This window comes from Roseomonas sp. AR75 (genome assembly GCF_005222815.1).
GTDB lineage: Bacteria > Pseudomonadota > Alphaproteobacteria > Acetobacterales > Acetobacteraceae > Falsiroseomonas.
Genome location: NZ_STGB01000001.1, coordinates 1,100,556 through 1,113,973, shown reverse-complemented (window position 1 = coordinate 1,113,973; position 13,418 = coordinate 1,100,556). Strand labels below are relative to the sequence as shown.

Below are 13,418 nucleotides of genomic sequence, written 5' to 3'. Positions count from 1 at the left end.
CGGCGCCTGATGCAGGCGATGCGGGGCGACCTCAGCGTGGATGGCCGCACGCGCGAAATCTGCCGGCTGCTGCTGACCCACCGCTCCGGCCATCCGCTCTCCGCGCCGGTGGAGGCGCTGACGGCGCAGGCCGGTGTGGACCTGTTGCCCGACTGGGCGCGGCGGATGCATGGACGTCACACGCCGATGCTGGCGCGCCCGCTGGTGCATGCCGGGACGCTCGGCGTCGCGCGCACGTTGCGCTGGGCCTTCACCTGAAGGGTGCACGCGCCTGCGGCGGGCGCAGGCTGGTCAAGGCGCCTTCCGGCTCAGTCCTTCGGCGGTGGTGAGCGCTTGATCCAGGCGACGACGCCCGAGATGAACGCCCATCGCCCGCCCAGCGCGCCGAGCCGCTCGAACCGCGGGGCTTGGCGCCGCACGAAATCCTGGTGGCGCCGCAGCGCGTCCAGCACCGCCGCCGGGTCGGCATCGCCGGGGCGGTTGAGCGCGCGCGTCAGGAAGTCCCGCACATGGGCATAGCCGCGTGAGTTCTTGATCGGCTCGATGGCGAGCAGGGCAACGATCACGCTGGCCCCAGGGCCGGCGACGGCGAAGGCCCCTGCCGCCGCCCCGGCCGCCGCGCCCATGGAGAGCACCGCCGTCGTCACATGCCGCACCTGGGCGGAGGCGATGACGCTGCTGCGCGCGGGGTTCGGTCCTTCGCCGCTCGCCTGCGCCGCCGCCAGCACCTCCTGCGCCACCTCCGGCGCGACGAGGCCGGGCTGGTCCTGCATCTGCTCGGCCAGCGCGATCGCCGCCTCGCGCTGTTCGCGCCGGTCTTCCGGCGTGCCGGCATCGGCCTCCTCATCGGCCGAAAGCTCGATGCCGGCCTTCGTCGCGCGGATGAAGGGGCCGTGCAGGTCGAGCACGGTCCGCAGCGCGGCGGCGGCCTTCACCGGCAGCGCTGGCTCGACACCGCGTTCGATGGCCTTCTCGGTCTCCGCCGCCGCGGCGCGCAGCCGCACGCCCCGCGCGTAGAGGCGGTCGAAATCCATCGCTTCGAGCGGCGCAGTGGCGATGGCCGCATAGGCGGTGGCGGCCTCGGCAAGCGGCCCCTGGGGCGCATTGCGACCGCCGAGCGTTGCGCCGCCCAGCGCGGCCAGCAGGTCATCGAGCGCGGCGCAGAGTTCCGGATGCAGGCTGCGCAGCCGCGCGACATGGTTGCCCTCCGCATCCAGGGCCTCGGGCGGGGCGAACACGATGGCGCCGGAGGCGCCGACCTCCAGATGCAGCCCGGCGCCCGGGTTCGGCATGTCCGGCGGCAGCGCTGGCGCATACGCCGCCACGAGACCGGCGACCTTCGCCGGATCGAGCTCGCCGCGCAGCCAGGCGAGCACGTTGCGCGTCGCCTCCGGCTGCCCCGGCGCGATCAGCGCCGGCAGGGGTGGCGCGAGCGGGTTGCCCTCGAGATGCAGGCCCCCGCCCTTCACCAAGTCGTCAGCAGGCCGCGGATCGGCTTCAAGCCCGCGGAGTTGGCCGAGCGACGCGGGCAGCCGGGTGAGTCCGTTGTTCCGCAGGTCCAGGTCGCTGAGAGCGCGGAGGCGCCAGATCTCCTCCGGCAGGCGCTTCACCTTGCTCTGCCTGCAATCGAGCCGGCCAAAAGCCGTCAGCGCAAGCAAGGGGGCGAGATCGGCCACCTGCGTGCCCCCGCAGACAAGCGTCTGGAGCTTGGCGAGGCCGGCGAGCGGGGCGAGATCGGCAATCTGCGTGTGCGAGCAGAAGAGCGTCTGGAGGTTGGCGAGGCTGGCGAGCGGGGCGAGATCGGCCACCTGTGTGTCCGAGCAGAAGAGCGTCTGGAGGTTGGCGAGGCTGGCGAGCGGGGCGAGATCGGCCACTCGCGTGCTCGAGCAGAAGAGCGTCTGGAGGTTGGCGAGGCGGGCTAGCGGGGCGAGATCGGCCACCCGCGTGCTCGAGCAGTTTAGCGTCTGGAGGTTGGCGAGGCGGGCGAGCGGGGCGAGATCGGCCACCGGCGTGGCCGAGCAGTCGAACATCTGGAGGTTGGCGAGGCCGGCGACCGGGGCCAGATCGGCCACCTGCGTGTCCGAGCAGTGGAGGGTCTGGAGGCTGCCGAGGCCGGCGAGCGGGGCGAGATCGGCCACCTGCGTGTCGGAGCAGAAGAGCGTCTGGAGCTTGTCGAGGCCGGCAAGCGGGGCGAGATCGGCAACCCGCGTGTCCCAGCAGTTGAGCGTCTGGAGGTTGGCGAGGCCGGCGAGCGAGGCGAGATCGGCCACCTGCGTGTTCCAGCAGAAGAGAGTCTGGAGGTTGGCGAGGCCGGCGAGCGGGGCGAGATCGGCCACCTGCGTGCTCCAGCATTCGAGCGTCTGGAGTTTGGCCAGGCCGGCGATCGGGGCGAGATCGGCAACCTGCGTGCCCGCGCAATCGAGCGTCTGGAGGCTAGTGAGGCCGGCGATCTCCCCCGGCAACGCCCGCAGGTCCAGCCCGCGCAGGTCGAGCCTACCCGTCCGCCGCTTCGCCTCCTCGGCGATCCGCCGGCGCGCCTCCGCCATCCCGTCCGGGCCGTTGCTCATCCGCACCAGCCTAGCGCCCGGGCCGGGCCGGCGGAACCGCCCTGGCGACCGCCCGGCTGCCGTGCCTCGGCCAACGCCAGCCCCCATGCGATCGGCGCAGAACGGGCTCTAGGAAAAAATGCTTGTCACCGCGGGCCGCCGCCGCCACGCTGCCGGGATGGGCAGCAGGAGCCACCCGCCGATGCCAGCCACCAGCCCCCAGGACCGCCGCCACCCCACGCCAGCCCGGCGCCCCCGCCCGGAGGCGCGAATTTGTCCGAAACCGCATCGCGGCGTCTTCCACGATCCGTGGACTTTGTCCGAAACCGCGCCCCGCGCGAGACCCACGCGCCGCGAACACCGCCCGCCCCGCCCCCTAGGCCGGCGGCGTCGCCCCCACCTGCTCCACGATGCGCCCGTAATGCTGCGGTCGGCGGTGCTGGGCGAAGTTGAACATCTTCTCCTTCCCCTGCCGGCAGGCGTCGAAATCCACCTCGGCGAGGATCACCTCGTCGCCGAGCGTCTTCGCCTGCGCCACCACCACGCCGTTCGGGTCCACGATGCAGGACCCGCCGATCAGCCCGGCGCCGTCCTCGTTGCCGGCCTTCGCCACCGCGCAGGCCCAGGTCGCGTTCATGTAGGCGTTGGACTGCGCGGCCAGCGTGGAGTGGAAGGTGCGCAGCTCCGCGCTCTCGCTCTCGCCGCCATTCGGGTCGTAGGCGGCGGAGTTGTAGCCGACCATCACCAGCTCCACCCCCTGCAGGCCGAGGCAGCGCCACCCCTCCGGCCAGCGGCGGTCGTTGCAGACCAGCATGCCGAGCACCGGCCGGCCCCAGGCCTGCGGCCCGCGCGCCACCGGAAAGCCAAGGTCGCCATACTCGAAATACATCTTCTCGAGTTGCTGGTACTTCTGGCCGGGCTTCACGTGGTCGCTGCCGGGCAGGTGGACCTTGCGGTACTTGAACAGGGTCGCGCCGTCCGGCCCGACGGTGATCGCGCTGTTGAAGCGATGCCCGTCCGGCGTCAGTTCCGCATAGCCGACATAGAAACCGACGCCGAGTTCGCGCGCGCGGTCGAACAGAGGCTGCACCTGCCGATTGGGCATCGCGCTTTCGAAGTTTCCCAGCAGCTCCGCATCGTTCCGCTCCATCGGCCAGCGCGGGAAGAAGGTGGTGAAGGCGAGCTCGGGGAACACCACCAGCTTCGCACCCTGCGCCGCCGCCTGCTCCAGCAGCGCGATCATGCGCGCGAGCGTCGCGGCGCGGCTGTCGGCCCGCTGGATCGGTCCCATCTGCGCGCCGGCGACGATCAGCTTGCGGGTCATCGAAACAGGTCCCTGATGTCCTGGCGCGTGCCGCCAAGGCTGCGCCATACGAGGATGAAGCCGATCACCAGGCCCATCCCGGCGAACAGCCCGCCCATGCCCGGTTGGCCCGGCACGACCGCTGGCCCCGCAACGGCGCCAAGCAGCCCGGTGCCGATACCCACCATGATCGCGAGCAGGAACTGTGTCATGCCCGGCTTGTTCCGCGCCGGCGCCGAGCCCGGGTTGCTGCGCGAAGGGCGTGGCGGGCGCTTGATCCAGCGCTGGTGCTGCGGGCGTTCCGTGGCCATGCGCGGGGGTTTAGCGCCTGCCGCAGCCCGCGTCACGGCAGCGCGGCGAAACCCGGCCGCACCGGCAGCAGCGCATGGACGCATCCCGCCTCCGCCAGCGTCACCGCGCGCGCCAGGGCAGCGCAGAGCAGCGGCACGCGATCCGGCCAGGCTTCCTCGGGTGCCGGCGTCGCCGCCGGAAGATACCGCATGCCGGTGGGGGCGAGGACGATGGCGGCCGCCAGCGCGCGCAACGGATCTTCGGGCGGCGCTGCGCGGGCGCGCTGCGCCAAACGCGCCAGCGCCTCCGCTTCCGAGCCGGGCCCTATCGCGACGACCAGCGCCGCACCCTGTTGCAGGACGAGGTTGCGCACCGCGCCAGCAATCCAGGGTGGAGAAGGACGGCCGCGTGGCGCGAGCTCCAGTACGGCGGCTTGCTGCGCGAGCAGCACCTGCGGCAGCGAAGCCTGCCATGCTGCCGCCTCGTCCGGCTGCAGCAGGATCACCGCCGCGTCGCCAACCGACCAGCCCGGCGGCATGGTGAGGACCGCCGGAAGCGCCTCGCCCCGCGCCGGCCCTTCCGGCGCGATCCAGGCGGGATGGATGGAGGGCAGCTCCGCCGCGCCGAGCACGGCCGGTCCGATCATCAGGAGAACAGGCAGGAAGGATCGGTGCATGGCGACCTCCGCACGCTGCGCGAGCCCCAGCCTCCCTCACCGGCAATGCGTGGCGCCATCTGCGAATTCTGCTATATACTTCCGGTGCGGCGGCCTGGCCGCCGGGCGCGGGAGTCCTGCGCATGGATGCGACGGTCTTGCGATGCGCCGATCGCCTGGAGGCGGCGCGCGACGGCGACGCGGCCTGGAGCGCCGCTGTCGAGGGTCTGGCTGCGCTCGGTGTTCCCTGGTGCCACTACGCGCAGGTCTCCCTGAACACCGATCTGTGCGCGCGGCCGCCGGTGCTGCTGCGCCTGACCACCTTGCCGCAGAGCTGGCGGGACCATCACACGGCGATGGGCTTCTGGCGCGCCGACGCGGCCGTGCGCCACTGCGCCCGCTCGCTCGCCGTGCTGCCGACCGGGCTCGGCTTCGCCCTGGCCGCGGGCGACGCAGCATGGGCAGGGATGTGCGCCGATGCGGAGGCGGCGGGCCTCGGCGACGGCCTTGCCGTGCCGCTCCGCGGCCTGCCAGGCGCTGCCTTCGGCGCCTTCTCGCTGGTCACGGATGTGCGCGGCAGCGGCTTTGCGGCCTGGCGTGCCGCTCATGGCCGGGATGCCGTGCTGGTCGCCCATCTCGCGGCGCAGCGCCTGATGCAACTCGCCGAGGCCGATGCGCCGCCACCGCCGCGCCTCAGCCCGCGAGAGCGCGAATGCCTGCTCTGGCTCGCCGCGGGGCTGCGCAGCGACCGGATCGCGGAGCGGCTCGGCCTCTCCCGTGCGACGGTGGACCTGCACCTGAGCCGCGCCCGCCGGCGCCTCGGCGCGCGCACGCGCGAGCAGGCGTTGGCGAAGGCGCTGACGCTCGGCCTGCTGGTGCCCTGAGCCTCGCTACGCCGCGTGCGGCCCGATCGGGCAGGTGGCCTCGCGGCTGACGAGGTCGAAGACGAACAGCATCTTCGCCATGCCCGTCAGCACAGCCGCGACCATCGCGAGTTCCACCATCTCGGCTTCCGAGAAGAAGCGGCGCAGCTCGGCGGCGAGGGCGGGCGTCACCTCGCCGCGCATGTTCGGCAGCGCCATCTCCTCGGCTAGGCGCAGCACGGCACGTTCCTGGTCGTCGAAGGCGGGGCTGTCGGTCTCCCACATCGCCGCGACCTGCGCCTCCGTCACGCCGGCATCGAGCGCCGACTTCGTGTTGCCGCGGTTGCAGAAGGCGCAGCCATGCAGCGTGGAGAGCTTGAGGCGCAGGATCTCCTTCAGCCGCCGTTCGACGCGGCCCTTGAAGAAGACCTCGGCGTAGAAGCCGTCATAGTACCAGCCCAGCAGCTCCGGCGCCTGGGCCAGCACCTCGATCAGCGTGGATTCGCCGCGCACCGCGTCGGCGGTCTCCGCCACCTGCCGCCAGCGCTCCGGCATGGCGGTACGCGGCAGGGGGGCGATGCGCGGGTCAGGCATCGAGCTCGGGCCGGATGGCGTCCACGATCGGGCGATAGCGCGCGACCTCGGCTGCGATCAGCGCGGTCGCCTGCTCGGGCGTGCCGGGTTGCGCCGCCTCGATGCCGGACGTCGCGAGCTGCTGCCGGAAGGCGGCGTCGCCGAGCGCCGCATTGGTCGCCTGGGAGAGCCGCGTCAGCACCGCAGGCGGCAGACCCGGTGGGGCGAATACCGCATGCCACAGCACGGCGGTGAAACCGGGCTTGCCCAGCGCCTCCGCCGCCGTCGGCACATCCGGTGTCTGCGGAGCGCGGGACGCGGAGGCGACGGCGAGCATCCGGGCGCGGCCGCCGGTGTGCAGCGGCACGGCAGGGCCGAGCGTGTTCACCGCCATCGCGACGGTGCCCGCCACCAGGTCATTCATCGCCGGCGCGGCGCCGCGATAGGGCACATGGGTCAGCGGCACGCCGCCGGCTTCCTGCTTCAGCAGTTCGGTCGCGATATGCATGAGCGTGCCGGTGCCGGCCGAGCCATAGGCCAGCGCCGGCTGCGCCGCGCGCGCGGCGGTGAAGAAGGCCGCCAGGGTCGCCGGCTGCGCCGGGTTCACCAGCCAGGCGAGCGGCCCGCCGCCGAGTTCCGCGACGACGACGAAATCCTTCGCCTGGTCGTATTGCGGCTGCTTCGTCACCAGCGCGTAGAGCGCATGGGTCGAGACGCTGCCGAACAGCAGCGTGTGGCCATCCGCCGCGGAACGCTTCACCTCATTCGCCCCGATGGCGCCGCCAGCGCCGCCGCGATTGTCCACCACCACGGGCTGGCCGAGCTCGCGTCCCAGCCGGTCGGCATAGAGGCGACCGTAGACATCGGTCGGCCCGCCCGCGGGGAAGGGGATCACCAGCCGCACCGGGCGCGACGGAAAGGTTTGCGCGAAGGCGGGCGTGGCGAGCGTTGCGCCCGCCGCGGCGATCAGCGCCCGTCTAGAGACCTGCATCCGTCCAATTCTCCACCGGCTGTTCTGGATGGGGGGTGAGGCCCGCGGCGCGCACGCCGGCGATGGCCGCATATTCGTCCTTGTCCGAGGCATCGCCGCTGACGCCGACCGCGCCGATGACGGCACCATCCGCGCGGCAGATCAGCACGCCGCCGGGCACGGGGATGAAGCGCCCGTCGGACGCGGCGGCGATGGCGGACTGGAAGGCGGGGCGCTCCTTCAGCCGGTCGCGGATCACGCGGCTGCCGATGCCCATGCCCAGCGCCCCATGCGCCTTGCCGCGCGCGATCTCGAAGCGGAGGATGCCGGAGCCGTCTTCCCGCTTGCTCACGACGATGTGCCCGCCGGAATCGAGCACGACCACCGTCAGCGGCAGCAGCCCGGCGCCGCGCCCGGCCTTGAGCGTGCCGTCGCAGATCGCCTCGGCAGCGACGAGCGTGAGGTCCGCGGCCAGGTGCTTCACGTAGTAGTCGGCGTGGCTCATGCGTCGAGCGCGGAGCGCTTGTGCTGGCGCGGCACGAAGCGGCCGCTGCCGGGCTTCGCCTTCACCTCGGTCCCGTCCCACAGCTCCGTGCCGCGCAGCCAGGTGGAGGCGACGCGGGCCTTCATGGGGCGGCCGTGATAGGCGGACCAGCGGAACTCCTCGCGGTCCTGGATGATGCGGTCGTCGAAGACGAAGTCACCGGGCTCCAAGATGCAGAAATCCGCGTCCGCGCCGATCCGGATGCCGCCCTTCTTCGGATCGAGCCCGTGATAGCGGGCCGGCTGCTCCGAGCACAGCCGGGCCATGATGGTGGGCGACAGGCCCCGCTCCACCAGCAGCGTGTACATCAGCGGCGCGAAGCTCTGCAGCCCGGTCAGCCCGGCGCCGAGGGCGAAGATGTCGCCGTGATATTCCTTCCGCGCCTTGGGCCAGGGCGCGTGGTCGGTGGAGACATAGCTGACGATGCCGGCGGCGATGGCCTGCCACATCCGCTCCACCTCCGCCGCGGTGCGGAAGGGCGGGTTGCACTTGCCGAAGCCCTGCAGGCGGACGATGTCGTCCTCGGTCATGCAGAGATACTGGATGCAGGCCTCGCCGGACGTCTTCGCCCCCTGGCCACGATAGATCCCGGCCAGCTCGAAGCCACGGGCGATGGAGGAATGGGCGATGTGGACATGCGCGCCCGTCTCCAGCGCCATCTCGAAGATCTCGAGGTCGGCCATGCTCTCGGCCAGCGGCGGACGGGTGCGGCAGTGCCAGATGGGGGAGGTGTTGCCGGCTTCCTTCGCCGCATCCGTCAGCTTCACCACCAGTTCCTGGTCCTCGTTGTGGACCGCGACCATCAGCCCGGTCTTCGCCATCTCCGCGAAGGCGGCGAGCATGGTGGGGTGGTCGATGCGCGGGAAGCGGTGCGCGTCGTATTCATAGGTGGAGACCTTGAAGGCGCTGGCCCCGGCTTCGGCAAGGGCGGCGATGTCCTCCAGCCCGCCCGACTTCTTGATCGTGCCGTAGAGCGCCATGTCGACATGCGCGAGCCGTCCGACATGCGCCACCTTGTCGGCGAAGAGCGCCGCAGTGGTCACGGGGTTGGGCACGTCATAGGGCATGTCGCAGACGGTGGTGACGCCGCCGGCCGCGGCGGACAGCGTCGCGTTCTCGATCCCCGGCCAGCCGGCGGAGGAGGAGGTGTGCATGTGCCCGTCCACCAGGCCCGGCATGATCACCTTGCCCGCGAAGTCCGCAATGCGCTTCGCCGGCGGCGGCGCGCCGGCGCCGATCGCCGCCACCGTCTCTCCCCGCACCGCGACATAGCCGCCGGGGATCACGCGGTCGGCCAGGACGATGTCGCCGGTGAGAACGAGGTCGAAGGGCGTGGCGTCGGTCATGCGGGTCTCCCGGATCATGCGTCGCGCGGGAAGCTAGCCCGCGGGCCGCGTCCTTGGAACCTTGCCATCGCGTCAGTGCTGGCGGTCAGCCGCCGGGGAACAGCATCTCGGCGAAATCCAGCGCCAGGCGCGTGGCCTCGCTCTCGCGCTCCGCGTTCCAGGCGAGCGCGACGCCCACAGCATGGATCGGTCCTTCCAGTTCGCGGAACGCCACGCCGGGCGGGCGCAGCCGCGCCATGCCCGCGCTGACCAGCGCGATGCCGAGCCCGGCCGCGACGAAGCCGAGCTGCGCCATGGCACTGCCGACCTCCCGCACCACGCGGGGCGTGAAGCCGGCTTCGCGGCAGGCGGTGACCATCGCGTCCGAATAGGCGGGGCTGATGCCGCGCGGCAGCATCAGCATCGGCTCGTCCGCTAGCTGTGCCAGCGGGAGCGGCGCGCTGCTTGCCGCCAGCGGGTGGCCGCTCGGCAGCGCCGCGGCCAGCACGTCGCGACCCAGCGCGCGCAGCTTCACCGGCGGCCGGTCGCGATCCAGCCGCAGCAAGGCGAGGTCCACCTCGCCGCGGCGCAGCGCCTCCACCGCGTCGGTCGTATCGAGCTCCCGCACGCTCACCGCCGCATCGGGCCGCGCCGCCTGCAATGCGCGCACCAGTGGCGGCAGGTAGTCGAACAGGGCGGAGGTGACGCAGGCGATGGAAACGGGCGCCGCACGCCCGGCGCGCAGCTCCCGCGCCAGCGCTTCCAGCTCGCCCGCGCCTTCGGCCAGGCGGCGCGCAAGCGGGATCAGCGCCTCGCCCTCCCGCGTCGGATGCGCGCCCTTACCGGTGCGCTCCAGCAGCTTCACGCCCAGTTCGCGCTCCAGCGCCTGGATCTGCGCCGTCAGCGGCGGCTGGGAGATGCCGAGCCGCGCCGCGGCGCGGCCGAAATGCCCTTCCTCGGCGACCGCGAGGAAATGGCCGAGGCGGCGAACGAGCCGGAAATCCATACCAAAAGACTATCGCGCCGCGTGGCCAATCGGAATGGACGATCACGCTGCGCGGGCGCAAAAAGCTCGCCGCGTTCCACACGGCAAGGATGAGGACAGACGTGCAGAAGCATCCGGTGAAGGTCCACCCCTCCAAGGCGCTGCTGCCGCGCGAGGAGCAGCTGGCCTGGAAGATGGCCGCCGTCGCCACCGACAAGGTCGCGGTGGAGAAGGACGTGCAGGCGATGATCATCAACCGGATCATCGACAATGCCTCCGTCGCCATCGCCGCGATCAACCGTCGTCCGGTCGTCTCGGCGCGCGGCATGGCGCTCGGTCATCCGCGCAAGGGCGGCGGCACGGTGTTCGGCGTGAAGGCCGCGACGACGGTGAGCCCCGAATGGGCGGCCTGGGCGAACGGCACGGCGGTGCGCGAGCTCGACATGCATGACACCTTCCTGGCCGCCGACTACTCCCACCCCGGCGACAACATCCCGCCGGTGCTGGCCGTGGCGCAGACCATGGGCAAGGGCGGGCGCGACCTGATCCGCGGCCTGGCAACGGCCTACGAGCTGCACATCGACCTGGTGCGCGCGATCTGCCTGCATGAGCACAAGGTGGACCACATCGCCCATCTCTGCCCCGCCGCGGCGGCCGGCATTGGCACGCTGCTCGGCCTGAAGCAGGAGGTGATCTTCCAGTCGATCCAGCAGGCGCTGCACACCTCGGTCAGCTTCCGCCAGAGCCGCAAGGGCGAGATCAGCTCCTGGAAGGCCTATGCCCCCGCCCATGCCGGCAAGCTGGCGGTGGAGGCGGTGGACCGCTGCATGCGCGGCGAGGGCGCGCCCTCGCCGATCTACGAAGGCGAGGATTCCGTCATCGCCTGGGTGCTCTCCGGCCGCACGCAGGCCGACAGCAAGGGCCGCAAGACCGTCTACGACCCCACCTACTACGAGGTGCCGCTGCCCGCGCCGGGCGAGGCGAAGCGCGCCATCCTGGACAGCTACACCAAGGAGCACTCGGCCGAGTACCAGTCCCAGGCGCTGATCGACCTGGCCTTCCGCATGCGGGAGCAGATCAAGGACTTCGAGGCGATCGAGAAGATTGTCATCCACACCAGCCACCACACGCACTACGTGATCGGCACCGGCGCCAACGACCCGCAGAAGATGGACCCGAAGGCCAGCCGCGAGACGCTGGACCACTCGATCATGTACATCTTCGCCGTCGCCCTGCAGGACGGGCGCTGGCACCACGTGGACAGCTACGCGCCCCGCCGCGCCGGCCGCGCCGACACCGTCCGCCTCTGGCACAAGATCGAGACCACCGAGGACCCGGAGTGGACGCGGAAATACCATTCGCGCGACCCCGAGGAGCTCGCCTTCGGCGGCCGGGTGGAGATCTTCCTGCGCGACGGCACGAAGATCGTGGATGAGCTGGGGGTGGCCAACGCCCACCCGAACGGCGCCCGCCCCTTCGCGCGGGACCAGTACGTCAACAAGTTCCGCACCCTGACGGAGGGCATCATCTCCACCCGGGAGGCGAACCGCTTCCTGGCCGATGTGCAGGACCTGGCCCGCATCCCCGCGGGCGAGCTGCACGTTCTGAACGTCGCGCTGCCGGCCGGCACGCTGCTGGACAGCAAGCCCGGCATCTTCTGATCGAGGGTCCACCACGACCCCCACCCCCGGCACTTCTCCGCTGCGCGGGGTCCGACGCTGAAGGCGTTGGACGAGCGGTGCCGCCGACGATCCCTCTCCCGCGCAGCGGGGGAGGGTGCCCGAGCGCAGCGAGGGCGGGTGGGGGTTCATCCACGACATGGGGAGTGAACCAGTCATGAGCGAAGCAGAACCCACCATCTACAAGGGCCTGGTCGGCGTCTATGCCGACGTCTCCGCCGTCTCCAAGGTGATGCCGGAGACCAACAGCCTCACTTATCGCGGCTATGCCGTGCAGGACCTCTGCGAGGAGAGCAACTTCGAGGAGGTCGCCTACCTGCTCTGGCACGGCGAGCTGCCGACCGCCGCCCAGCTCGCCGCATTCCAGAAGGAGGAGCGGGCGAACCGCGCCATCTCGCCGGCGCTGATGGCCGTGCTGCGCGCCATCCCGAAGGACGCGCATCCGATGGACGCGATCCGCACCGCCATCTCCTTCATGGGGGCGGAGGATCCGGAGGCGGGCGACGTCTCCGACGCCGCCCAGCGGCGCAAGGCGATGCGGCTGCTGGCCAAGGCGCCGACCGCGGTGGCGGCGACCAATCGCCTGTCGAAGGGGCTGGAGCCGATCGCGCCCGATCCCGCGCTGCCCTGGTGCGAGAACTTCTTCCACATGGTCTTCGGCAAGGTGCCGCAGCCGGAGGTCATCAAGAGCTTCGACGTCTCGATGATCCTCTACGCCGAGCACACCTTCAACGCCTCCACCTTCACGGCGCGGACGGTGACCTCCACCGGGGCGGACATCCACGGCGCCATCACGGCCGCTATCGCGGCGCTGAAGGGCCCGCTGCATGGCGGCGCCAACGAGGCGGTGATGCACATGCTTACGGAGATCGGCGGGCCGGATAAGGCGGCCGAGTGGATCCACGGCAGGTTCGACCACAAGGCGTTGGTGATGGGTTTCGGTCACCGGGTCTACAAGAGCGGCGACAGCCGCGTGCCGACGATGACCAAATACGCCGAGAAGATGGCGGAGGTGGTGGGCGACCGCCGCTGGATGGAGACCTCCCGCGTGCTGGCGGAGATCATGCTGCGGGAGAAGAAGATCCATCCGAACCTCGATTTCCCGGCGGGCCCCGCCTACTACCTGATGGGCTTCGACATCCCGCTCTTCACGCCGATCTTCGTCTGCTCCCGCATCACCGGCTGGGCGGCGCATGTGTTCGAGCAGGCGGCGGACAACCGGCTGATCCGCCCGCTCTCGGTCTACACGGGCGAAGCGCAGCGCCCGGTGAAGCCGATCGGCGAGCGCGGCTGACGGCGCCACGCACCGCGCCGGCTGCGAGGCCGGCGCGGCCGCTTCCGGTGCGTCTCGCGGGCGTGACGCATCGTCGTCCGGACACCATCCACGACAACCGACGACGCCACGACGCACGATGATGAATCGTCGCGACGAAAATCATGCACGTCATCGCGCGTCGCGCATGCGATTCCGTTTGACAGTTTGCTTGCGGATGCCGCACGTCTGATTCGCACGCACGCGCTTGACGCGATTCGCGCGCCGAAGATCGAAGCGGCGACGTCGACATACTCCACGACGCAGCGATCGAAGGAAGGCAAGCGACACGGCGAGGCGGCGCGCGGCAGGAAGGATCGGTCCATGGACCGCAGGCTCGGGGAGGAGGTTGGCATCCAACGCACATCCTTC

General features: G+C 71.3%; 13 protein-coding genes. 4 read left to right on the top strand and 9 right to left on the bottom strand.

Translation table 11 applies throughout. The annotated features are described in order from the left end of the window. Positions 1-9 precede the first annotated feature (9 nt). On the top strand, positions 10-258 hold the full coding sequence (locus E4T13_RS05235; RefSeq protein WP_137177147.1) for an oxygenase MpaB family protein: 249 nt from the start codon (positions 10-12) through the stop codon (positions 256-258). Between the two features lie 50 nt (positions 259-308). Here E4T13_RS05235 and E4T13_RS05230 read toward each other — a convergent pair whose 3' ends face one another. From E4T13_RS05230 to E4T13_RS05215, 4 genes are all read right to left on the bottom strand, one after another. After that, positions 309-2,567, bottom strand: coding sequence for a leucine-rich repeat domain-containing protein (locus tag E4T13_RS05230; RefSeq protein WP_170984814.1), 2,259 nt, complete (start codon positions 2,565-2,567; stop codon positions 309-311). A gap of 355 nt (positions 2,568-2,922) precedes the next feature. Beyond that, positions 2,923-3,870 (bottom strand): N-carbamoyl-D-amino-acid hydrolase, encoded by a 948-nt coding sequence (locus tag E4T13_RS05225; RefSeq protein ID WP_206030071.1) that lies wholly within the window; start codon positions 3,868-3,870, stop codon positions 2,923-2,925. Beyond that, positions 3,867-4,061, bottom strand: coding sequence for a hypothetical protein (locus E4T13_RS05220; RefSeq protein WP_170984813.1), 195 nt, complete (start codon positions 4,059-4,061; stop codon positions 3,867-3,869). The genes E4T13_RS05225 and E4T13_RS05220 overlap by 4 nt, the downstream gene beginning before the upstream one ends. Positions 4,062-4,192: 131 nt before the next feature. Next, a complete protein-coding gene (locus E4T13_RS05215) occupies positions 4,193-4,816 on the bottom strand; it encodes a hypothetical protein (RefSeq protein ID WP_137177144.1) in 624 nt (207 codons plus the stop codon). Between the two features lie 122 nt (positions 4,817-4,938). Here E4T13_RS05215 and E4T13_RS05210 point away from each other — a divergent pair, with 122 nt between their 5' ends. Then, positions 4,939-5,679: a LuxR family transcriptional regulator gene (locus E4T13_RS05210; RefSeq protein ID WP_137177143.1), complete on the top strand. Its 741-nt coding sequence runs from the start codon at positions 4,939-4,941 to the stop codon at positions 5,677-5,679. A gap of 6 nt (positions 5,680-5,685) precedes the next feature. Here the strand turns inward: E4T13_RS05210 and E4T13_RS05205 are convergent, their stop codons facing one another. From E4T13_RS05205 to E4T13_RS05185, 5 genes are all read right to left on the bottom strand, one after another. Next, positions 5,686-6,252 carry a carboxymuconolactone decarboxylase family protein gene (locus E4T13_RS05205; RefSeq protein ID WP_137177142.1) on the bottom strand — a complete coding sequence of 189 codons (567 nt, stop codon included), beginning with the start codon at positions 6,250-6,252 and terminating at the stop codon, positions 5,686-5,688. Then, on the bottom strand, positions 6,245-7,222 hold the full coding sequence (locus tag E4T13_RS05200; RefSeq protein ID WP_170984812.1) for a tripartite tricarboxylate transporter substrate binding protein: 978 nt from the start codon (positions 7,220-7,222) through the stop codon (positions 6,245-6,247). The genes E4T13_RS05205 and E4T13_RS05200 overlap by 8 nt, the downstream gene beginning before the upstream one ends. Then, complete coding sequence (locus E4T13_RS05195) at positions 7,209-7,706, bottom strand: heme-binding protein (protein WP_137177140.1); 498 nt, start codon at positions 7,704-7,706, stop codon at positions 7,209-7,211. The genes E4T13_RS05200 and E4T13_RS05195 overlap by 14 nt, the downstream gene beginning before the upstream one ends. Continuing rightward, a complete protein-coding gene (locus E4T13_RS05190) occupies positions 7,703-9,091 on the bottom strand; it encodes a dihydroorotase family protein (RefSeq protein WP_137177139.1) in 1,389 nt (462 codons plus the stop codon). Before E4T13_RS05190 ends, E4T13_RS05195 begins: the two co-directional genes overlap by 4 nt. An 85-nt stretch (positions 9,092-9,176) precedes the next feature. Continuing rightward, entirely contained in the window at positions 9,177-10,076 is a 900-nt protein-coding gene (locus E4T13_RS05185; RefSeq protein WP_137177138.1) for a LysR family transcriptional regulator, read from the bottom strand. A gap of 101 nt (positions 10,077-10,177) precedes the next feature. Here E4T13_RS05185 and E4T13_RS05180 point away from each other — a divergent pair, with 101 nt between their 5' ends. Next, the gene (locus E4T13_RS05180) at positions 10,178-11,716 is read left to right on the top strand and encodes an MmgE/PrpD family protein (protein ID WP_137177137.1); all 1,539 of its coding nucleotides are present in this window, start codon (positions 10,178-10,180) and stop codon (positions 11,714-11,716) included. A gap of 175 nt (positions 11,717-11,891) precedes the next feature. Continuing rightward, a complete protein-coding gene (locus tag E4T13_RS05175; protein WP_137177136.1) occupies positions 11,892-13,028 on the top strand; it encodes a bifunctional 2-methylcitrate synthase/citrate synthase in 1,137 nt (378 codons plus the stop codon). Positions 13,029-13,418: the final 390 nt, after the last annotated feature.